Below are 22,945 nucleotides of genomic sequence, written 5' to 3'. Positions count from 1 at the left end.
GAGCACTTTTGTACTTAAAATATATTGAAATAAATACAAATATGCATACAGCATTATTGACTTTTACATAATTAAGAATCGCTGTAATTTATGTAGATATTTGCTGTATTCTTATGCGCGCTACAGGTATGTAGTTTTAAGTCCTGAATGGGTCCCCACAAAGATACTAGGAGTTCACTTTGTTGATGCATAAGATAGGTAAGTTTTTACTTACCGGTGCTCTAGGAGCAGCTTTAGTAGCTAGTATGTCTCCAGCCACAGCGTATGCTGAAGAAAAAATTTATAAACCCATAGACAAGCACCCCTATACGGGTCAGGATTTGACTTATACGGGTGAAAATTTTACCAAAGAGTTCTTGGTTGACTTGAGTGATGGTACTGCATCTCTTGAAGTGAGTGATTTAACCAATCCTGATAATCAGATGTGGGTACTTACTGCTGGCAATGAATTGGTAAGGGTACCAAAGGATGGTTTTAAGGGGTTTGATAATAACGCTCCTATAGGTTTTTATGATGGGTTTAATGTCGATGTTACTTATAATAATGACTCCTACGAACTGTATTCATCTATGATTTTTCACCCATTCACCATGATAACTACGAATGCAAGCTTTATTCGTGGAGGTGTTTCATGGGTTACATATGAAACCAATGATCCAGTTGCAGAAGAGTATACTTATAATTGGCCGTTAACTTTTATTTCATATGAGTCTCTTCAGCAAGGTGGCGAGGTAGCTTCTGCCTATACTGCTGGTAAGAAAGTGCTTAGTGTTAAGGGTTTTATGAATCCTGGCAAGATTACTGTTGCTACGGAGACCGACACTCTAGAAGTTGATCCAATCGCGGATGGATTGCCAATAAATCCTGCTCATTTTGATCGATATGAATATACCGTTGATGAGTCCTTATTAGATCATGATGATATGGTTTATGATTTACATTCTGATTTGATTTATGCTCCTATTTATGGTAAAGGTCCAGCTAAAGAGTTTGACGGTTATGGCTTTGTTCGCGTCAAATTTAAGAAAAATTTGTTTGTAACGAGCAATATAGAAAATGCAGGTAAGGTTACGCTTACCGATGCTTCCGGCCCAGATGCTCAGGATGTAGAATTTGGTAAGAAGTATCAGTATAAGAAGGCTTCTACAGTCACTCTTACAGCAGCTCCTGTTGAAGGCTATCAGTTTGTACAATGGACCAACAATGGCACTGTTTTGGGTACCGACAAAACCTTGTCTGTAGAAATGACCTCAGATATGAATGTTGTTGCTGAGTTCAAGAAGATCGATGCTCCCGCTCAGCCTCATACTACAAATCCTGCAACTCCCTCTCAGAACAACAGCGCAAAGCCTAACGCTCATGCGCAATCTACTACAAAACCCACAGCAACATCCACTACTTCTGCGGTAAAGGGTGTACTACCAGTAACAGGAGATGTTTCTACTGCATCTGCCGTTGCACTAGGTTCTCTTGCCATGGTAGTACTAGCAGGAGCCCTTGTTTCAAAAAAGCTTCTTTCTAAGTAAGTCACTTAGAAAGAGTATAAGAAACTACCTTTATTAAAATGACCAGAGAGATTTTCTCTCTGGTCATTTTTTGTGCGGCATGTAGGAGTCTCTAAAACAGAGACAATCTCTGATCTCGGTAGGCAAGAAGCTTGCTTAGAACGAGGTATCGGTAGCCTCAGGATAGTATTTGGCAAACTTGCGAATTTGATTTCCTTCGGTAAGAACTACATCCAGCAACCTCTTTGCGCCTTTATCGGCAGGGTTATGCTGCGGATTTACTACGTTATTGGTAGAAATCAAACGGTTAACTTCATCCATAAGCTTAGGATCACGAATGTACTTGCGCATGAGGGAGAGAGGTACTAGCGTATACAAGGCAGGTTTGTTGGCAATCTGCACGTCTTCAGAATTACCATCAATAGCTTCGTTAATTAAAACTTGCATGGGATTAACACCACCAGCACAGTTGTAATACGAATTGCGACCAATGCGAGGATTGCAATCTAAGAAATACTCTTTACCATCTACAGGGTCGCGTTTAACGTCAAAGTTAGCAAAGCCGTAATAACCAATACTTTGCAGCATGCGCTCAACCTTTGCCCACAGCTCGGGTTTCTCGCGAATAACCATGGCAACAGGATTGCCTAGCATAGCAGGTGCGTGATCCTCCAAAATAACCTGAGCGGCACCTAGCATCCGAGCGTTTCCATCAGCGTCCATATAGATGGTGATGGAATCCATATAGGTATCATCGCCACCAATGAGCTGCTGGACAAGAAAATCGCCAGCAAAGCCAGATGCTCGCAAGTTGGACCAAAGTGTATCTAATTCAGACTGGTTATTGATGTTGTAAACCTTCTTAAAACCTTTAATGAGTGTGGAATAATAGCTGGCAGATTCCGCGGGCTTTGCAATTACGGGAAAGCTCAATGCGGTGGGTTTAATAGCATCAGTTCCAGCAAGATGGACTACTTCAGTTTGGGGCACCTCAAGGCCATGAGCTTTACAAAGTTGGGAAAACGTGGCTTTATCACACACGGAGTTAAAGGCATCCAAAGAAGGAATAGGGCACACTACATTTGCTGGTAGCTGGTCATATACTCGTTCAAGCAATTCAATCAGCTGATCTGTATTTGCTATTAGCAAAATGGTTTTCTCGGCAGCATTTGCACTAAGGGAAGTGAGTGCTTCCAATAAATAAATGTCATCCAAGGCTTTAACGGTATATGTGGTCAAAATCTTGGAGTGTGAGATTGCACCAATAAAACCTGTGTTAATAAGGATGGGCTTGACGCCAAGAGCCTCGTTGCATTCACGCGCAAGAGCGTAGGCTCCAATGTCGCCACCAATTACGACGGGTAAAATGTCAGTGCGAGTTGTGGTGGCACTCATGGTATCTCCTTGTGGTAAGCGCAATGCCAGGTGCACTGTGTGTGCGTATGTTTAGGTATAGCGCGCGTTTAAGCAGCAAATATACGGATTATATCATGTGAGGTTTGATAAAAAGATTTACATCAAAGCTTCGACAAACGTGCAAGTTGGGTAGTATGGAGCTATGTCAGATTTGCACAACATATCGCAGGGTTCGCATGATTTAGTAGACCATGCGCTGGTAGAGCTTGTAAATCAAGTGCCTACAGATCCCGGCTGCTATCTATGGAAAAATGCCGCCGGTAAGGTGCTCTATGTGGGCAAGGCAAAAAACCTACGTTCTCGCATGCGACAGTATGTGCATGGCACGGACGAGCGTATTAAGATTCCATTCTTAATGGAAGAGACCACCAGTTTTGATTATGTGGTGGTTGGCTCAGAACACGAGGCATTAGTGCTGGAAATCAACCTTATCCAGCAATATCATCCTCCCTACAATGTGGATCTTAAGGATGACAAGAGCTATCCCTATATTGCGCTTACCAAGGGTGATGTGTTTCCAGCACTTAAGTACACGCGAGAGAAACACAAGCCAGGCACCCGCTATTTTGGTCCCTATACTGATGCTAAATCTGCCCGAGAGATGATAGATATTGTGCGTAAGGTTACTCCGTTTTGTGTGGGAAGTTGTGCAGAGTGGCGTCGTGTTAATCGTTTGGCGCAGGCCCGTCCGGACGATAAGGACATTATTCAGCTTATTTGTGCGCAAAATGGGCGTCCTTGTTTTGACTTTCATGTGGGTAAGGGTCCCGGTGTATGTGCGGGAGAAGTTACACCAGAACAGTATGATCAAAACGTACGCTTAGTAGAAGATTTTTTGTCAGGACATCGTGGCGCTTTTATTGCACAACTTACTGATCAAATGCAAGATGCTGCAGCGGAATTAGACTTTGAAAAAGCAGCTCGCATTAAGCGTCGTTTGGATGTTATTAAAGGTTTGGATGACAAGCAGCGCGTGGTGTTTCCCACTGCTATTGATGCAGATTTTATCGGCTTTTGGCGTGAAGAAACCATTGCCGGTGCCTGTATCTTTCTTGTTCGGGAAGGCCGCGTTATTCGCAGCTGTGAATTTATCTTAGACAAAGGCAATGATGTCCCTGAGCAAGAATTAGTTGCGGGATTTGTTAAGCGCTACTACGAGCAAACCGCAGATCTTCCACTTGAAGTAAATATACCTGTACAGCTGGTTGACCCTGAGGCAGTGGAGGAATGGCTGAGTGCAAAGCGTGGGCGTAAGGTGGTATTGCACGTTCCACAACGTGGTGAGAAGGCCCATCTAGCTAGCATGGCTTCCACCAACGCACGCCACGCGCTTATGCGTTACGAACTTCGCACAGGATATGATGATAAGCGTACCAATGATGCTCTTATGCAGCTAGAAAGTGCATTGGCGTTGGATGGCCCACCCATGCGTATAGAGTGTTTTGATATTTCCACCATTCATGGCAAACATACGGTTGCTTCTATGGTTGTATTTACTGCAGGCAAACCGGATAAGTCTCAGTATCGTCGCTTTAAGATTAAGACACCACTTATTGAGGCAAACGATGTTGTGTCTATGGCAGAAGTTATGGGTCGTCGTTATGGTCCTGAGCGCATGGCAGACGAACGTTTTGGCAAGAAACCCGATCTTCTCATCCTAGATGGTGGTAAACCTCAGCTTAATGCTGCTCGTAAGCAGTTGGCAGAGTTGGGAGTGAATATTCCTATGGCAGGTCTTGCTAAGTCTGATGAGGAATTGTTTGTCGTGTGGGACGATGTTCCTGTTGTGCTGCCCTCAGGGTCAGCGTCGTTATATTTAGTTAAGCAGGTTCGCGATGAGGCTCACCGTTTTGCCATTACCTTCCATCGAGAATTGCGTGGTAAGGCTATGACTGTTTCCATCTTAGATGAGATAGAAGGTATTGGTCCTACACGCAAAAAGGCTCTTAAAAAGGCCTTTGGTAGCATGAAAAAATTGCGTGCAGCTTCAGTAGAGGATATTGCAGGGGTGCCTGGTATTCCGCAGGCTGTGGCACAAGATGTGTACGATACCCTACGCGCCTGGGATGCAGAGTTGGCAAAAACACATAAGCATGCACCTGCAGATGGGCAGATGGCTGAGCAAGCAGATGAGCAAGCTGCCAAACTGTCAAAGGTGTAGCTTATACTAAGACTATCTACGTTTTTGGAGGGCATATGGCTAACGTAAGCAAAACCGAAGTCCCCGATGTTGTTGTTATAACTGGCATGAGTGGCGCTGGTCGTACTGAGGCCATGCACATTTTTGAGGATCTTGGCTATTACGTTATTGATAATCTGCCGCCTGAGCTCATGCTTACGCTGGCTAAAATTGTAGGTATTAATAGCGGAGTTGGTCGTCATCTGGCTATTGTATGTGATCTACGCAGCCAAGGTCTGTTTGATGAGCTGTTAGATGAGCTGGATAGTCTTACGGACCATGAGATTAGTTATAGTCTGATGTTTTTAGATTCTTCGGATGAAGTTTTACGTAGGCGTTTTTCTGAACGTCGTCGCAGGCACCCCATTGCCAATGAGGGTGAAGATACCATTCACGCCATTCGTCGTGAGCGAGAACAGCTGGCAGAAGTGCGCAATCGTGCGGATATGGTGTTTGATACTTCAAGGATGCGTACATCTACGTTACGCAATAAGATTCGTGCACGCTATTCTGAGCTGAGCGATACCCAGCTCATGGAGGTACATGTTTTCTCGTTTGGCTTTAAATATGGCATGCCCGTAGAAGCAGATATCCTTATTGATGTGCGATTTTTGCCCAATCCCTATTACGATTCAGATATGCGTAGACTTACGGGCCAAGACAAAAAAGTGTCTGATTTTGTGTTAGAGCGTCCGGAAACCAAGAAGTTTTTGTCAGCATGGGAAAACTTGTTGGATTCGGTTATGCCTGGCTATGTATCCGAAGGTAAGCCACAGCTTTCTATTGCGGTGGGCTGTACGGGAGGTCAGCACCGTTCTGTTACCCTGGCCACGCAGACAGCTCGATATTTAATGGCTCATGGTTATCAGGTGAGCCTGTCGCATCGTGATTTGCCTCGTGCCGAGACTCACTAGAAACTTACTAAGATGAATGCGTTGCATATACCGCGTATAGTAAGCATTGGGGGAGGTAGTGGTCAGTCCCAGCTTATCCGTGCACTTAGGCAGTTTAACTGCACACTTACAGCCATTGTTGCTATGGCAGATGATGGTGGCTCTACAGGCTTGCTCCGCCAACAAATGAGCTCTATTCCACCAGGAGACATACGTAATTGTCTAGTGGCTCTAGCTCAAGATCCCACCTCTGCCTTAGTGCGTTCTTTTCAGAGGCGCCTGCCTTTTGCATCTAACCATGCTTTAGGCAATTTATTGCTTGCAATCTTGGCAGACGAGTCAAATTCATTTATGGAAGCTATTCATGTTTGCGAGAACATGTTTCATTGCGTGGGAAAAGTTGTGCCTTCTACCTTGGATAACGTACTTTTGCGAGGAAAAACACTGGATGGTCGCGTTATATGCGGAGAAGATTTTATTGGACATGGACCCTGTACCTTAGATCGAGTGTGGCTAGAGCCTGCTTCTCCTACTGCATGTCCTGAGGCTGTTGCAGCAATTAAACAGGCTGATCTTGTAGTATTAGGTCCAGGTTCGCTCTTTACGTCCATCATTCCCAATCTATTGGTTCCAGGTATTTTGGAGGCCTTGCACAGCTGTACCGCACGTTGTGTATTTGTCTGTCCTAAGGCAGATGAGCAGTATGAATCGTGGGGTCTTGCTGCAGATGAATATGTTCAAGCACTTATCAATCATGGTTTAAGTGGTTGTATAGATGCCGTGCTGCTACACAAAACCAAAGAAAGTGTGGGAGCTGCTACGGTAAGTTTTAGGGCACTTACCCAAGAACAAATTACTGCTCATTCATTGGGTTTTTCGGCACAAAACGCACGCCCTGTACGTGTAGATGCACCCATAGTAGAACATATAGAATCACACATACCTACGGTTGTAGTGCGTGACTTTGACCTTCCTGGTATGCCAAGCGTGCATAATCCTCATAAGTTGGCAGACGCTTTACGTGGAGTGTGCCCTGTTCCGTTAGAAGAGGTGACACATGTCATTTACAGCAGAAGTTAAAGATGAGCTTTCTCGCGTTAAGCGTAAGTCTGCTGCGGCCGATATGGCTGAATTAGCTGCTCTTATTCGTATTTGTGGCACGCTGTCTTTTAGGGGACCAGGCAGGTTTTCTATTCGTGTTTCTACCGAGACGGGCGCCGTTGCACGTATGGTGTTGGGGCTTACGCACGACGTATTTAATCTCAAGACCAAGCTTACGTTTCGTCAGTCTATTTTGCATAAATCACGTAACTATCTTATAGAGATTCCAGAGCAGGATCATTTGCAGGACGCACTGGTCAAAATGGGAATTCTTACGCCAAAAGGCAGCCTTGCACAGGGAATCAATCAAGATTTGCTACTTAATACCGCCTGTTGTGACGCCTTTATTCGCGGAGCTTTTTTAGCGGGTGGTTTTATCGCAGATCCACGAGGAGATTTCCATCTAGAAATTGCAGTGACGGGAGATCAGTTTGCAAATCAGCTAGTAGATTTAGTAAATAAGCGAGGGGTCCACGCAAGGCTTAATCATCGGCGTGGTGCCTTTGCTCTGTATCTTAAAAGCTACGAAGATATTGTGGCACTTTTACTGATGCTGGGCGCGCGTCGTATGAGTCGTACGCTGGTCAAGGTCCGACAAATGAAGTCTCTTAAAAATGATGTTAACCGTCGTGTAAATGCCGAGATTGCCAACCAAGCACGCTCTACCGATGCGGCAGCGTCTCAGTTAGACCTTATCGATTTTATCGATAAGAACTATGGCATTCAAAAGCTTCCTGCATCACTTCGTATGTTTTGTGAGTTGCGCCGTGATTTTCCGGAGCTGTCTTTACGTGATTTGGGGCAGCAGTGTACGCCTGCATTGTCTAAGTCTGCACTGTACCACCGCCTACTTCGTTTGCAAGAGATTGAACGCAAGCTTAAAGCAGAAAACGGGACATAAAAAACGGTATAAGGGTTGCGTACTCGTAAAAACCTTGTGCAAAATTTGACCATAAATTACTAGTCAACTTGCAGGTAGATAGCATATTTTTACATAAATTATGCGTTTTGGAGAAAGCCCTCGTGCAATAAGGGTACTATGAGAACAGTCCATTGTTGAGACCGGTCGGCCGCAAGTGGAGCGTGCCGAGGTCCCTCGAAAGGAGAAAGCATGGCAGTTAAGGTTGCTATTAATGGTTTTGGTCGTATTGGTCGTTTGGCTTTCCGCCAGATGTTTGGTCACGAGGGTTCCGAGATTGTTGCAATCAATGACCTCACTTCCCCCGAGATGCTTGCATACCTTCTTAAGTACGACTCTACTCAGGGCAACTATTCTCGCGATCACAAGATCGAGGCAACCGAGAATTCCATCGTTGTAGATGGCAAGGAAATTACCATTTACAAGGAGGCAGACGCTAATAACCTTCCTTGGGGCGAGCTTGGTGTAGACGTAGTTCTCGAGTGCACCGGTTTTTATACTTCTAAAGATAAGGCACAGGCTCACATTAACGCTGGTGCTAAGAAGGTTGTTATTTCTGCTCCTGCAGGCAGCGATCTTCCCACTGTTGTATTTAACGTTAACCATGAGGAGCTCACCGCTGATGACAACATCATCTCTGCAGCTTCTTGCACCACTAATTGCCTTGCACCTATGGCAAAGGGTCTTAATGACTTTGCACCTATTGTATCCGGCATCATGACCACCATTCATGCTTACACTGGTGATCAGATGACCCTTGATGGTCCTCAGCGTAAGGGCAACTTCCGTCGTTCTCGTGCTGCAGCAGAGAATATTGTTCCTAACTCTACTGGTGCTGCAAAGGCTATCGGTCTGGTTCTTCCTGAGCTCAACGGCAAGCTTATTGGTGCCGCTCAGCGTGTTCCTACGCCTACCGGCTCTCTTACCAACCTCTACGCAGTAGTAGATAAGAAGGTTACTGTAGATGAGGTCAATGCAGCTATGAAGGCTTATTCGCAGACCATCCCCGAAACCTTTGCTTACAACGAGGATGACATCGTATCTCGTGACATTATTGGTGATACCCACGGCTCCATCTTTGATGCTACTCAGACTATGGTGCAGGATTTGGGCAATGGTCAGAGCCTCGTACAGGTTACCTCTTGGTACGATAACGAGAATTCTTATACCTCTCAGATGGTTCGCACCATTAAGTACTTCGAGAAGTTTGTTGCTTAAGTGCACACGAGTTCTTAATACTAGGTAATTTTAGTTGGACGCGGTTGCAGCTTTCTTAGCCGCGACCGCGTCTCGCTTACATCCCCGTTAAGGAGGGCATATGGCCTTTACTAAAAAGACCGTCCGTGATATTGATGTAGACGGCAAGCGCGTTTTGATGCGCGTAGATTTTAACGTGCCTCTGAAGGATGGCGTAGTAACCGACGACACTCGTGTTCGTGCAGCTATTCCCACCATTAGCTACCTTAAGGAACATGGTGCTGGTATTGTTTTGATGAGCCATCTTGGTCGTCCTGCAGGTACTGGCTTTGAGCCCGAGCTTTCTCTAAAGCCTGCTGCCGATAAGCTCGCCGAGCTCACCGGCTTTAATGTAACGTTTTGCGATGACACATATGGTGATAAGGCCGCAGCAGCAGTAGCCGAGGTTAAGCCTGGTGACATTTTGGTTTTGGAAAACGTTCGTTTCCTCAAGGCAGAGAAAAAGAACGATCCTGAAGTAGCCAAGAAGCTTGCCTCCTATGGTGACATCTTTGTTTTGGATGCTTTTGGTACGGCTCACCGTGCTCAGGGTTCTGTAGTAGGACCAGCTGAGTTCATTCCAGCAGTGGCAGGCCTTTTGTTAGAGAAGGAAGTAGATACGCTTACTTCTATCTTTGCAGAACCCGAGCGTCCCTTTGTGGCCATTGTTGGTGGTTCTAAGGTTTCCAGCAAGATTGGTGTTCTTGACCACCTGATTGATTCCGCTGACACTCTGATTATTGGTGGTGGCATGGCGTATACCTTCTTCTTGGCTAAGGGTTACAAGACCGTTGGTACTTCTTTGAAGGAGCCTGATTGGATTGAGCCTGCTGCCAAGATGCTTGCTAAGGCCCAGGAGAAGGGCTGCAAGATTTTGCTTCCTATTGACAACGTGGTAACCGATCACTTTGGTGAGGACGCTGTTGGTGAGGTAGTGTCTTCTGACGCAATTCCTGAGGATCGCATGGGTATGGATATTGGTCCCAAGACCATTGCTCTGTATACCGAGGCTGTTAAGGCTGCCAAGACTGTTTTCTGGAATGGTCCTATGGGTGTATTTGAGTTTGATCAATTTGCAGGCGGCACCGAGGCTGTTGCTCGTGCAATTGCAGACTCTGACTGCACCTCCATCATTGGTGGTGGCGACTCTGTAGCTGCTATTAATAAATTTAACCTTGCAGATAAGATGAGCTGGATTTCCACTGGTGGCGGTGCATCTATGGAGCTCGTAGAGGGCAAGGCCCTTCCTGGAGTGGAGGCGCTTCTTAATGCGTAATCGTATGATTGCTGGCAACTGGAAGATGAACAAGACCTACACCGAAAGTGTGGTGCTTGCTTGCGAGCTTGCTGAAGAATTAAAGGATGGCACAGGCAATGTAGATGTTGTAGTGTGTCCTCCAACGGTAGACCTTAAGGGCGTTGCTACGGTCATTGACCAGCAAAATGCTCATTTTGGTCTGGGTGCACAAAATGTGTACTGGGAAGAGTCTGGCGCCTATACCGGCGAGACTGCTCCTGACATGCTTACTAATATTGGCGTAGGTTACTGCATCATTGGTCACTCTGAGCGTCGTAGTTATTTTGGCGAGACCGATAAGGACATTAACAAGAAGGCCAAGGCTTTGATGGAGCACAACATTGTGCCCATCAGTTGTTGTGGTGAGTCTCTTGAGGTTCGCGAGGCTGGCAAACACGTAGAGTTTGTAGTTGATCAAATTAAGAAGGACACCAAGGATTTGGCTATTACCGATCCTTCCAAGTACGTTATTGCTTACGAGCCCATCTGGGCCATTGGCACCGGCAAGACAGCCACTGCCGATGACGCCCAAGAAGTATGCGGTGCAATTCGTGCGACCTTGGTTGAGATTTTTGGCCAGCAGATTGCAGATGGTATTCGCATTTTGTATGGCGGCTCTGCTAAGCCCGACAACGTAGCTGGCTTCCTCGAGAAGGACGACGTAGACGGTGCTTTGGTTGGTGGTGCTTCTTTGAAGGCAGACTCCTTCGCCGCAATGGTTAAGGCGGTTATGTAATGAGTTCTAAAGTACGTAGGCCAGCAATGCTTGTTATCATGGACGGCTGTGGACTTGCTCCAGCAGGCCCAGATAACTCTGTCTCTCTGGCAAAGCGTCCTTACTGGGATAGCCTGATGGCTACGTATCCCAGTACCACCTTGGGCGCTTCGGGTGAGGACGTTGGTCTGCCCGATGGACAAATGGGAAACTCTGAGGTTGGTCACCTTAATATTGGTGCAGGCCGCATTGTGTACCAGTCTTTATCTTTGATTAACAATGCCATTAAGGATGGTTCTATCAAGGAGAATCCTGCTTTAGTTGATGCAATGGATGCTGTTATTGCTAATAGCTCTACGTTGCATATTATGGGTCTTATCTCCAATGGTGGCGTTCATTCTGATATGGCGCATGCAGAAGCGCTTATTGCTATGGCTTCCGAGCGCGGCGTAAAGCGCATTCGCATTGATGCCTTTACGGATGGACGTGACGTTCCACCTCAATCTGGCGCGGGCTTCATGGTTGATTTCCAGGCATTTATCGATAAAACCGCTGCTCAGTATGGTAATGATATTGCTATTGCTACGGTTTCTGGTCGTTACTATGGCATGGATCGAGACAATCGCTGGGAGCGCGAGGAGCTTGCGTATAACGCCATTGTTATGGGGCAGGGCGTTTCAGCTACTTCTGCGGAAGATGGCTTAAAAGCTTACTACGAGCAGGATCCTCGTGGTGATGAGTTTGTAAAGCCTTTTGTGTTGGATACTTCTGGCTTGGTAGATGGTGACACAGTTGTCTTTTTCAACTTCCGTCCCGACCGCGCACGCGAGATTACGCGCGCCATTACCGATCCGCAGTTTACAGGCTTTGAGCGTAAAAGCATTCCTCAGTTGGCTGCTTTTGTTACCATGACCGAGTATGATCCAACCTTGGATGTACAAGTGGCTTACGCTAAGACTGTTCCTGCTAACGTTCTTGCAGATGTGCTTGCAAGTAAGGGTCTCAAGCAGCTTCATACTGCAGAGACTGAGAAGTACGCTCATGTAACGTTTTTCTTTAATGGTGGGGTAGAGGAGCCTAAGGAAGGGGAGACTCGTGTTCTTATTCCGTCTCCTAAAGTTGCAACCTATGACTTACAGCCTGAAATGAGCGAGCCTGAGGTTACTGCTAAACTTACTGAGGCAATCAACAACGATGTGGCAGATTTTTATGTAGTTAATTACGCAAACTGCGATATGGTTGGTCATACCGGTGTAGTTGAAGCAGCTACCAAGGCTACCGAGGCGGTAGATCATGGCCTATCCAACATCATTCCTGCTATTTTGGCTAAGGGTGGCTTTGCTCTTGTTACGGCAGACCACGGTAATGCAGATCACATGTATGACGTAGTAGATGGCAACAAATTACCGTTTACTTCTCATACCACCAATCGAGTGCCTCTTATTGTGGTTGATGACCAGCAGCCTAAACTTGCCAATATTGAGGATGGCCGCCTGTGTGACCTTGCTCCAACTATTTTGGCAATGATGGGTGTAGAGCGTCCTGTAGAAATGACAGGTAGAGTGCTTGTGGAGGAGTAGTCTTTCCACAGCTCATGTGCTATGCTACTCAATTGTTGAGTGAAGCTTTTAAAGCCGGTACCGCTCATGCAGTGCCGGCTTTTTTATGAAATTGTTATTTGAGGAGATTTAGTCGTGAGTCCATTAAACATTGTTTTGCTGGTTGTTTGGGCAATTTCCGCTCTTGCAGTAGTTATTTTGGTGCTCATGCACTCCGGTAAGGGTACCGGTGTTTCTGACATGATTGCCAGCTCCCTGTATAATTCTTCTGCTGCTTCAGGAGTGTGGGAGAAGAATCTGGATCGTCTGACAGTTATTGCATCAGTGGTGTTTGTAGTTACCATCCTTATTTTTGTTATCACCTTCCCTCAGGGTACGTTCTAAAAAAGTGTCTTTTTGCATTTCTCGTACCACATGTTTTATGCAAAAAACTCCATATATATGAGAAAAACGCCTCCTTTTGGAGGCGTTTTGTTAATAATTGGAAACAATACCAACAAAATTACTTTATAAAAAGCTAATAATTCCCTATATTGTGTAATAAGTATTAAATGCACCCAATATATGTTCCTGTGGGCAAACTGGTTGCTCCGCTTATATTGGGCTATAAGGAGGACACATGGCTGACAACCTCATGATTGGTCGTCGTACCTTTGTTAAGGGTGGCCTTGCAGCAAGTGCTCTTACCGCACTGGCAGCTTGCAAGAATAACTCTAACGCAGGTGGCGGTTCTGGCAAGTCTGGCGGAACCATGAAGTTCTATCTCTCCGAGCCTGTAGCAATCGATCCTTACAACGCTCAAGAGTCCGAAGGTACTCAGGTTGAGCACATTCTGTTTGACTCCCTTACCGCGTTTGATTGGAAGAAAAAAGAGCTTGTGGGCAAGGCAGCAGAGTCTTGGGACGTCAATGATGACGCTACTGAATTTACCTTCCACTTGGTAAAGGGTGCTAAGTTCCACAATGGCGATAAGGTAGATGCTGCTTCCTTTAAGCGTGGCTGGGAGCGTATTTGCAATCCCAATATGAAGACTCCTTCCGAGATTGCCTATCACCTTGATCCTGTTGTTGGTGCAACAGAGATGAAGGCTGGTACTGCTACCGAGCTTACTGGTGTAACTTGTCCAGACGAGAACACCCTTGTAGTTAAGCTTACGGCGCCTACTGCTGACTTCCCTTATATTACCTGCCACCCAGGTCTTGCTCCTGTTCCTCAGGCAGCTTTGGATGATCCCGATGCATTTTTGCTTGCACCTATTGGTAATGGTCCCTTCATGATGGATGGCAAGTGGGAGTCTGGTCAGTACATCAACGTTAAACGTTTTGATGATTACTATGGCGAGAAGGCCAAGCTTGATGGCATTAACTTCTCCATCCAGAAGGATCCTAACACTGGTTTTACTGAGTTCACCGCTGGAAATATGGACTTCTGCGCTATTCCTTCTGGTCGCATTAAGGAGACCGAGGGTCAGTATGGCAAGTCTGATGACGGCTATACCGTAAGTGCTGGTAAGCAGGTTTTGACTGGTGCAAATGCAGCTCTGTATTACTTGGTTATGAATCTTAATGATAAGACTATGGCAGACGTAAACGTACGCCGTGCTATTTCTCTGGCTATTAATCGCCAAAACATTGCTGATACGCTGTATGAGGGCGCTCGTATCCCTGCAGATGGCTTGTTCCCCAGCCTTATTGACGATAATCCTGCTAATAAGTGGGCATATTCCAAGTATGATTTTGATGCTGCTAAGAAGATTATGGATGACAACAATCTTGCTGGCACCGAGATTACCCTTTCTTACAATACAGGTGGTGGCCACGAGGATCTTATGACCATCGTTCAGGGTGACCTCGAGAAGGTTGGATTTAAGGTAACTCAAGATGGTATGGAGTGGGCATCCTATCTCTCCAAGATGGGTAATGGCGACATTCAGTTTGGTCGTTTAGGCTGGACTGCAGACTACCCAACAATGGATAACTTCATTTATCCTAACTTCTTCTCTACGGCAGAGAATAATTACTCCAAGTTTAATGACCCTGAGATTGATGCTGCCATTCTTGCAGCACGTCAGGAAAATGATGAGGAGAAGCGTCGCCAGGCATACCGCGAGATTAATAAGAAGCTTGGTGATCTTGCAATTATTGTTCCTATCGTGTATTACTCTCACAACCATGTTGGTTCTTCAAAGGTTGCCAACTTCTACTTCAATCCTCTTAACAAGGGTGATTTTGCTACTGCAGAGATGCAGGCATAACAGCTGTTTAGACTGCTTTTATTGTGTAAGGCAGGGTACCATATGGCCGGTATCCTGCCTTCTTTCGCATCTATGACATTTTCTCATAGATGTCACATAATTCTTGCATAGATTAGTGTCTATACTTGTGTAGTTTGTTTTTGTATGTGTCCTAATAGCGGAAAAAAGGATTCCAGGTATGGGGAAGTACATTCTTAAGCGAATTCTCCAATTCATACCAGTCTTTCTTGGTGTGACGCTTATCTTGTTTGCGATGGAGAATATCGTTCCTGGTGACCCTATCAAGCTTATGGCTGGAGAGAAAAAGCTTGATCCTGTCACTGAGTTAAACTTGCGCATTTCATATGGCTTGGTTGAAACTGACGCAAATGGTCAGGCTCTAAAAGATGAGTCTGGTAACGCAATTCCTACACCTATGTGGAAGCGGTATGTGACCTATTTGAACAATCTACTCCATGGAGATTTGGGTACTTCCTATCAGCGTAGTGGTCAGACAGTAACAAGTATTTTGCTTTCCAAGTACCCCTACACCATTCGCTTGTCTATTGTGGCTATTTTGCTTGAGGCAGCAATTGGTATTGGTGCTGGTATGATTTCCGCAATTAAACGGTATTCATTCTGGGACATACTGGTAACTTTGGTCACTTCTATCCTGGTTGCAATGCCTGCATTTTGGTTTGGTATGTTACTGCAGCTCATCTTTGGTGTTGCGCTTAAGAATGTAACCGGCGGAGCGGTCTATTTGCCCATTTCTGGTGCAGGTGGTCCAAATGCGGACTTCCAAGGTTGGGTTTATTATATTCTTCCGGCTCTTACCTTAGCTGCTGTATCTACTGCATATACGGCTCGTATCATGCGTTCCCAGCTACTTGAGGTTATGAACCAAGACTATATTCGTACTGCTCGTGCTAAAGGTCTTTCTCGTCGTAGTGTAATTTTGCACCACGCTTTAAAAAATGCCCTCATCCCTGTTGTTACCTATATTGGTATGGACTTTGGTGGCATGATGGCAGGCGCCATCCTTACCGAGACAGTATTTAACTGGCCCGGTGTTGGTTTTGAAACCTACCGTGCAATTACCCAGCGTGACTGGCCTATTGTTTTGGGTTCGGTAACCGTCATCGTAGTTTTGGTTATGGTTATTAATTTGCTTGTAGATGTTAGCTACGCCTTCCTTGATCCTCGTATTAGGTATGGCGCACCTAAGGACCAGGGTTAGGAGGGACTTAGCATGGCAGATGAGAAGAATCAAGCAACTGAAGTTGCATCTGAATCTCAAAAAGAGTCCACTGCAGCCGCTCCTGCTCGTACACTTTGGGGCGATGCATGGGGTCGTTTGCGTAGGAACAAACTTGCAATGGGTGGTCTGATTTGGATTGCTCTGATGGTTGTTATTGCCATTAGTGCAGACTTGTGGGTGCCTCAGGTTTTGGGTAGTCCAACATTTTCTGACTCCTCCAACATGGCTGCAGTTTCCAGGCTTGCACCTTCATTGGAGCATCCTTTTGGTACAGATACCTTAGGTCGCGATGTTTTGAGCCGTGTAATTTATGGTGCTCGTATTTCGCTTTCTGTTGGTTTATTAGCAACTGCTATTTCTACCATCATTGGTTTGTTTATGGGAGCAATGGCTGCTTACTATGGTGGTATCTGGGATACGATTATCATGCGTCTTGCAGATGTCTTTCTCGCGTTTCCGTACATCTTATTTGTAATTGCCTTGTTGGCTGTTATTGGGCCTGGTATTCAAAACGTCTTTGTTGCTATTGGTGTTTTGGGTTGGCCATCTATTGCTCGCGTATTCCGTTCGGCAATTCTTACGGTTAAGGAAAATGACTATGTAGATGCAGCACGCGCTATGGGAGCATCTGATTTCCGTATTGTTGCTCGTCACATTTTTCCTAACTCCGTAGCAACTATTGTTGTATATGCAACTATGAATATTGGTGGTGCAATCCTTACCGAGGCCGCTCTGTCCTTCTTGGGCATGGGTGTTGTTCCACCAGATCCTTCTTGGGGCATTATGATTCAAGATGGCCAGGTGTATCTGGCAACTCAACCTTGGCTCATGGTTATGCCTGGTATTGCAATTCTCACCACCGTTTTGTCCTTCACCTTGTTGGGTGATGGCTTGCGCGATGCACTCGATGTAAAGATGAAGGATGCATAAGATGGCTAAAAAGAACGATAACTGGGTTGATCTTAAGACTCAGCCCGTACCAGAAGGTCATCACCTGCTTGAGGTAGACGATCTAAAGATGTATTTTCACACCCAAGATGGTGTGGTAAAGGCTGTTAACGGTGTAAGTTATACGCTTGACCGTGGCGAGACCTTAGGTGTAGTAGGAGAGTCTGGTTCTGGTAAATCAGTAACAAGCCTCACCATCATGGGTCTTATCGATATGCCTCCAGGAAAGATTGAGGGCGGTGATGTGCGCTATCGTGGCAAGTCTTTGTTGAAGATGTCTGAGCATGAGATGGAGCACATTCGTGGCAACGATATTGCTATGATCTTCCAAGACCCCATGACCTCGCTTAACCCTGTTTACACCATTGGTCGTCAGCTGGGCGAAGGACTTCGTTTGCATCGTGGCTACACCAAGCAGCAGGCAAATGAGCGTGCTATTGAGCTTTTGGAGCTTGTTGGTATTCCTAATGCTCGTGAGCGTCTCAAGAGTTACCCTCATGAGTTTTCTGGTGGTATGCGTCAGCGCGTTATGATTGCAATGGCTTTGGCTTGCGATCCTGACATTTTGATTGCGGACGAGCCTACCACAGCTTTGGACGTAACCATTCAAGCTCAGATTGTTGAGCTCATGAAGCGTATGCAGGAAGAGAATGGCAACGCCATTATCATGATTACGCATGATTTGGGTGTTGTGGCAGATGTGGCCGACAAGATCATGGTTATGTATGCGGGTTCACCTGTTGAGTTTGGTACCGCAGACGAGATTTTTTATAATGCACTACACCCTTATACTTGGGGTCTTGTTCGTTCTATTCCTAAACCTGCGGTTGACGAGAAGAGCGAACTTACGCCCATTCACGGTAATCCTCCCTCATTGGTTCATGTGCCCGAGGGCTGTGCCTTCTCACCCCGTTGTCCTTATGCAACGGATTTGTGTCGTACGCAAAAGCCTGAGTTGCATGTGACCGAAACTGGTCACTATTCTCGTTGTCACTTTGCTGGTGACGCAGATTTTGTTGCAAAGAATGCACCCGAGACTTCTCGTAGTGCTAACAAGGGAGAGGAGGAGTAATGGCCATGGTAGATAAGCATGTCGGCGAGCCTCTCCTTCATGTGGAGCACCTTACTAAAGAGTTTCCTGTAGAGTCTGGCGTTCTTGCTAGTCGTATGAACAAGAAGCGTGTTCACGCAGTAAATGATGTTTCTTTTGACATTTGGCCTGGCGAAACCTTTGGTCTGGTTGGTGAGTCTGGTTGCGGTAAGTCAACTACAGGTCGCTGCATCATGCATTTAACTCAGCCTACCAGTGGTAAGGTTGTGTTTGATGGCAAGGATGTTGGCAAGCTTAACAAGGCTGGCCTTAAGGAAATGCGTCGCAACATGCAGTTCATCTTCCAAGATCCCTATGCCTCTCTTAACCCACGTATGACCATTGGTGAGATTGTCTCCGAACCTCTGCTCATTCACGGTGTCATGCCCAGTAGGGAAGAGCGTATTGACTACGTACGTAATTTACTCGATGTTGTAGGCCTTAATCCCGAGCACATCAACCGCTATCCCCATGAGTTTTCTGGTGGTCAGCGTCAGCGTGTTGGCATTGCACGTGCATTTGCCCTTAAGCCTAAACTTATTATTTGTGATGAGCCTGTATCTGCTTTGGATGTTTCTATCCAGGCACAGGTGCTCAACCTGCTTACGGATCTCCAAAAAGAGTATGGTACAGCCTACTTGTTTATTGCTCATGATCTTTCAGTCGTTCAGCACATTTCTGACCGTGTAGCCGTAATGTATCTGGGCAACATGATGGAGACTGCAGACTGGAAAACACTTTACGATGCTCCTCAGCATCCTTACACGCAGTCGCTTTTATCGGCAGTACCCATTCCTGATCCTGACATTCAGCGTACGCGTGAGCGCATTATTTTGCGCGGCGATGTACCTTCACCTATTGATCCTCCTGCGGGTTGTCGTTTCCATACACGTTGCCCCATTGCTCAGGATATTTGTGGACAAGAGCCCATGCCTGAGTTCCGTGAGGTAGGCAAGAAACATTTCTGTGCGTGTCACTTTGCATCAGTCAATCCTATTAAGGATGCATCGATTGAGCTTTAAAAGGATATGCTAAGAGAGTAAAAGTTTAGCTATAAAAAAGTTTTGTAATCAAGAAGCGAGGTAGATTTACTACCTCGTTTTTTGTATCCAATGAGAGATATTTTTATTTGATATGCAGTAGTATTTCTTGCAGTAAAAGAAGTAATGTGAAGGCGCTCAAACAAAAATTGCTACCATTTGTGGAAAAAGTTCTTGTAAAATAAGTTGTTAGTAATATAACAAAGATAGGAAAGAGTCTACTTTAATCATTTGGTTTCTGGTGTGGTATGTACTGGGGGAGATGATTATATGTTTGCTGATGTTAAGCAGAACGATGTTAAAAAGGTATTGACGTATTTACTATATGCCGATTGTTTAATCGCTGGAGCTATTTCCCTTATTTTGGTTAATTTCTTTGGATTTCAAGGGAGTAGCACTATTGTTATGGTTTTGTATCCTGCGTTAACTACAGTTTACTTTTTTATTGCCGCGCATCTTCTTCATAAAAAGTGGGTGTATGTTGTTGCATTTCTTTCTTTGATGTTTACGATTTTTCTATACTTTACTTAGGGAAAACTATCTGAATGAATTTATTTTGCGAGGCAAGGGATATAAATGGACAGGCTCAAAGAGCTTAAAGAGGCGCGTACTGCGGCGCTTAATGTAATTGCCAGAATAGATAATGCTATTTCTTCTTTGGATAGCGCTTCTTCTTGGGGATTATTTGACATATTGGGTGGAGGAACATTTTCTAGCTTTATTAAGCGCGAGAAAATCAAGGATGCTAATAGTGATATTAGAGGGTTATCTGCTTCATTGCACACGCTTAATAAAGAGCTTGAAGATGTAAACATGTATCTACCTAACGAGATAAGCGATACTGTGACTGACGGTATGTTTGATATTTGGTTTGATAACATTTTTACTGATGTGCGCGTTCAGAGTGAAATTAAACAATCCCTTAGGGAACTCAAAGATTTTAGAATGTCAGTTGTTGAGATTGTTGCTAGGCTTGATGCAGAGATACGCACTTTAGCTTAGTGTGTAGGGACAATCCTTTCTTAGAATGTTCAAAGCGTTAATCACAGAAATTATCAAAATTATTGTTTGCATAAGCAAGAGCATGTGTTATATTACTTCTTGCTGTAACGCACGTCGGAGTGGCGGAATTGGCAGACGCGCTAGCTTGAGGTGCTAGTGACTACTCAACGGTCGTGCGGGTTCAAGTCCCGCCTCCGACACCAGCGTTAAAAGTAGATAAGAGCCCCGCAGGGGCTTTTTTTATATCGCTTTGTGCGATGGGATACGGGGTGTGTCGCATGTCAGAAGATTTCCAGACTGATTCTTATCCCTCTACAAGTATTGAGCGTGCCTATTCTGTTGGTTCGGGCATAACAGCACCTGCTACTTTGGCACGCATGCTTGACATTACCTCTAATGGAGTCATTGTTTTTGCAAGCACGGGCGTTGTGCTTTTTTCTAATGAGCGCGCAGCTCATATGCTGGGTGTACGCTCTCTTATCGGACGTCGTGTGGATGAATTTATGTATCCTGCCCAGTCATTGGGATCTCAAGCTACTGTCGCAACGTTTGTTCCGCCTTTTGCTACTGATGGCTCTACGTGCTCAGTCGTTGCACGCCACAGCAACGGAGGTGATGTCTTTCTTACTATACGTTGCGATGAAATTAGCGCTCCAGGTAATAATTATTTACTCATTATGGAGCCTTCTTCGTTGTTAGCCGGTTCAGGCAATGAACAAACTAACGAGCTTGTAAGTGAACTGCGCGGAGCTAATCGTAGACTTTCTGGTGTGCTTAACATTGTGTTGGAGACTTTGGACTGGAGCGATGTTGCTACGTTGTTTACCAACGTATTGGAACAGCTACGTGACACTATGGAGGCAACGGGCACGCTTTTGTATCTGGCAGAATCCGATGGCTTAGTGTTGCGCGGCACTACAGCCTCCATGGAAACCTTACGTGTCCCCAAGTATTTATCGTTAGGTGAGGGAATGGAGCTACACGCTATTGCTGCTGGTAAGGCAATTCGTGTGCAGCTTTTATCGCCAGAAAAAGAGGATTTACGCGCCCAGAACTTTCATATGCGCAGGGTGCTTAATGAGGAGACAAACGAGACCTTTAGTATTTCCGTACGAGCACTGTTTCCCTTTGCGAGTAGTATTTTAGTGCCCGTATGGTTTGCAGAGCGTGTAATTGCTCTGATTGTAGTGGGCTGGGAACGCTCTAGATCGCTCAGACGTGATGATGCACGCCTGTTGGACTCGGTGGCACAGTATTTATCCGTACAGCTAATGGGTGCACTTACTGACCTCCGTACGCAGCACAGAGCTCGTTTGGACGGCTTTGTATCGAGCTTACATGATCGTATGTCAGATAAAGATAGTTTTACGGGTGCAGATGTGGGAGAGATGTTCCGTAGTGCCTGCGAGCAAATAGAAACGCGCTTTATTCCGTTGGAAGTTTCAGAGGATGGAATGCTAAGCGTCTATCCCACTAATGACGCTCATAGGCTTATAGGTAGCTTACCTGTACAGCTTTCAGAGCTTTGTGAATTGAGTTCTATAGATGAAGTAGCTGCAACATCACTTATGAGTACAGTGGCAGGTAATAAGTTGTCTGCATGGTTGGAAGACCAGGGTGTAGAAAACCGTGGTGCCTTTGTGTATGTGGGTACGTTAGCTAAGAAGAACTGGGCATATTTGGCATTGCGTTCCGATGAGTATGAACCGCTTGAGGACATAGAGATTGCGTTTTTGCGTAATGTGAGTACAACGCTCAAGGATGGCTTGGCAAGTGCAAAGGCACGTACCAATGATAAACGTATTGCGCAGGCTCTTCAGCTGGGTATGCGCAATGAATTACAAAAGGTCGAAGGTATTTTTGCAGATGGTATTTATTCTTCTGCAACAGCTGATGCCTTTGTTGGTGGAGATTTTTACGATTTAATTCGTTTGCCGGGACATCGTGCTTGCGTCATTTTAGGTGATGTATCAGGACATGGTGTGGAAGCGGCATCGGTTTCTGCTGCGGTTAAAACGGCATTAGGCGCCTATGCGTGGCAAGGTCTTAATCCTGCACGTATGGTACGCACTCTTAATCGATTTTTGTTGGGGTTTTCTAGGCTAGAGACGTTTGCTACCTTATTTGTAGGTGTCATCGATTTAGCTCGGGGCAAGCTTACCTATTGTTCGGCAGGACATCCTCCTGCATTGTTAGTTCGAACAGGTACGCAAACACTTGATGTGTTAGATGTGCAGTCCGGTGTAGTAGGTGCGTTTGAAGAGATGAGTTACCGAGATGGCCAGGTAAACATAGGGCAAGGTGATACCTTGTTGTTGTATACCGATGGTGTGACCGAAGCACGTAATCCCGAAGGCGTTTTCTTTGGCGAGCGCAACTTACAGGAAGCAACCCTGCGTGAAGCTATGCGTGGCAGTGAGGGAATGCTTAACCGCTTGCTTGAAACATTGGATCGTTACACAGCACGTAGATTAGAAGATGACGTTGCTATGGTGGAGCTTACGTTTACGCAAATTGGCGAGCAATAACTGTTTGTAGCTGGCTTTGTTTG

19 protein-coding genes and 1 tRNA gene are annotated in these 22,945 nt (G+C 45.5%); 19 read left to right on the top strand and 1 reads right to left on the bottom strand.

Features of this window, described 5'->3' with window-relative positions; all coding sequences use genetic code 11:
* Window positions 1-185 precede the first annotated feature (185 nt).
* Window positions 186-1,526 carry an InlB B-repeat-containing protein gene (locus tag G469_RS0107025; RefSeq protein WP_028264447.1) on the top strand — a complete coding sequence of 447 codons (1,341 nt, stop codon included), beginning with the start codon at window positions 186-188 and terminating at the stop codon, window positions 1,524-1,526.
* Between the two features lie 135 nt (window positions 1,527-1,661).
* Here G469_RS0107025 and G469_RS0107020 read toward each other — a convergent pair whose 3' ends face one another.
* Entirely contained in the window at window positions 1,662-2,900 is a 1,239-nt protein-coding gene (locus tag G469_RS0107020; protein ID WP_028264446.1) for a carboxylate--amine ligase, read from the bottom strand.
* Between the two features lie 163 nt (window positions 2,901-3,063).
* On the opposite strand from G469_RS0107020, the gene uvrC reads away from it, so the two are divergent.
* From uvrC to G469_RS0106930, 18 genes are all read left to right on the top strand, one after another.
* Entirely contained in the window at window positions 3,064-5,082 is a 2,019-nt protein-coding gene (gene uvrC / locus G469_RS08690) for an excinuclease ABC subunit UvrC (RefSeq protein WP_084522337.1), read from the top strand.
* Window positions 5,083-5,117: 35 nt separating this feature from the next.
* Window positions 5,118-6,014: an RNase adapter RapZ gene (rapZ, locus tag G469_RS0107010; RefSeq protein WP_028264445.1), complete on the top strand. Its 897-nt coding sequence runs from the start codon at window positions 5,118-5,120 to the stop codon at window positions 6,012-6,014.
* Between the two features lie 12 nt (window positions 6,015-6,026).
* A complete protein-coding gene (locus G469_RS0107005) occupies window positions 6,027-7,073 on the top strand; it encodes a gluconeogenesis factor YvcK family protein (protein WP_028264444.1) in 1,047 nt (348 codons plus the stop codon).
* Entirely contained in the window at window positions 7,051-7,995 is a 945-nt protein-coding gene (gene whiA, locus G469_RS0107000; RefSeq protein ID WP_028264443.1) for a DNA-binding protein WhiA, read from the top strand. The genes G469_RS0107005 and whiA overlap by 23 nt, the downstream gene beginning before the upstream one ends.
* 210 nt (window positions 7,996-8,205) lie before the next feature.
* Window positions 8,206-9,231, top strand: a complete 1,026-nt coding sequence (gene gap / locus G469_RS0106995) for a type I glyceraldehyde-3-phosphate dehydrogenase (protein ID WP_028264442.1) — start codon at window positions 8,206-8,208, stop codon at window positions 9,229-9,231.
* A gap of 100 nt (window positions 9,232-9,331) precedes the next feature.
* Window positions 9,332-10,525 carry a phosphoglycerate kinase gene (locus G469_RS0106990; RefSeq protein WP_028264441.1) on the top strand — a complete coding sequence of 398 codons (1,194 nt, stop codon included), beginning with the start codon at window positions 9,332-9,334 and terminating at the stop codon, window positions 10,523-10,525.
* Complete coding sequence (tpiA, locus tag G469_RS0106985) at window positions 10,518-11,282, top strand: triose-phosphate isomerase (protein ID WP_028264440.1); 765 nt, start codon at window positions 10,518-10,520, stop codon at window positions 11,280-11,282. The genes G469_RS0106990 and tpiA overlap by 8 nt, the downstream gene beginning before the upstream one ends.
* Window positions 11,282-12,841 (top strand): 2,3-bisphosphoglycerate-independent phosphoglycerate mutase, encoded by a 1,560-nt coding sequence (gene gpmI, locus G469_RS0106980; RefSeq protein WP_028264439.1) that lies wholly within the window; start codon window positions 11,282-11,284, stop codon window positions 12,839-12,841. Before tpiA ends, gpmI begins: the two co-directional genes overlap by 1 nt.
* 114 nt (window positions 12,842-12,955) lie before the next feature.
* Window positions 12,956-13,204, top strand: coding sequence for a preprotein translocase subunit SecG (gene secG, locus G469_RS0106975; protein ID WP_028264438.1), 249 nt, complete (start codon window positions 12,956-12,958; stop codon window positions 13,202-13,204).
* A 235-nt stretch (window positions 13,205-13,439) separates the two neighbouring features.
* Window positions 13,440-15,074 (top strand): peptide ABC transporter substrate-binding protein, encoded by a 1,635-nt coding sequence (locus G469_RS0106970; protein WP_028264437.1) that lies wholly within the window; start codon window positions 13,440-13,442, stop codon window positions 15,072-15,074.
* Window positions 15,075-15,252: 178 nt separating this feature from the next.
* Window positions 15,253-16,293: an ABC transporter permease gene (locus G469_RS09110; protein ID WP_028264436.1), complete on the top strand. Its 1,041-nt coding sequence runs from the start codon at window positions 15,253-15,255 to the stop codon at window positions 16,291-16,293.
* A gap of 12 nt (window positions 16,294-16,305) precedes the next feature.
* Complete coding sequence (locus tag G469_RS09105) at window positions 16,306-17,244, top strand: ABC transporter permease (RefSeq protein ID WP_028264435.1); 939 nt, start codon at window positions 16,306-16,308, stop codon at window positions 17,242-17,244.
* Window position 17,245: 1 nt separating this feature from the next.
* Window positions 17,246-18,334 (top strand): ABC transporter ATP-binding protein, encoded by a 1,089-nt coding sequence (locus G469_RS0106955; RefSeq protein ID WP_028264434.1) that lies wholly within the window; start codon window positions 17,246-17,248, stop codon window positions 18,332-18,334.
* Entirely contained in the window at window positions 18,334-19,374 is a 1,041-nt protein-coding gene (locus tag G469_RS0106950; RefSeq protein WP_407637652.1) for an ABC transporter ATP-binding protein, read from the top strand. Before G469_RS0106955 ends, G469_RS0106950 begins: the two co-directional genes overlap by 1 nt.
* A gap of 288 nt (window positions 19,375-19,662) precedes the next feature.
* Window positions 19,663-19,923: a hypothetical protein gene (locus G469_RS0106945; RefSeq protein WP_028264432.1), complete on the top strand. Its 261-nt coding sequence runs from the start codon at window positions 19,663-19,665 to the stop codon at window positions 19,921-19,923.
* A gap of 45 nt (window positions 19,924-19,968) precedes the next feature.
* Window positions 19,969-20,394, top strand: a complete 426-nt coding sequence (locus tag G469_RS0106940; RefSeq protein WP_028264431.1) for a hypothetical protein — start codon at window positions 19,969-19,971, stop codon at window positions 20,392-20,394.
* 113 nt (window positions 20,395-20,507) lie between these two features.
* Window positions 20,508-20,597 (top strand) — tRNA-Leu (locus G469_RS0106935).
* A gap of 75 nt (window positions 20,598-20,672) precedes the next feature.
* Window positions 20,673-22,922 (top strand): GAF domain-containing SpoIIE family protein phosphatase, encoded by a 2,250-nt coding sequence (locus G469_RS0106930; protein WP_051353822.1) that lies wholly within the window; start codon window positions 20,673-20,675, stop codon window positions 22,920-22,922.
* The last annotated feature ends 23 nt before the right edge of the window (window positions 22,923-22,945 follow it).

This window comes from Atopobium fossor DSM 15642 (assembly GCF_000483125.1).
Lineage (GTDB): Bacteria > Actinomycetota > Coriobacteriia > Coriobacteriales > Atopobiaceae > Atopobium > Atopobium fossor.
This window is presented reverse-complemented; position numbering and strand designations above follow the sequence as displayed.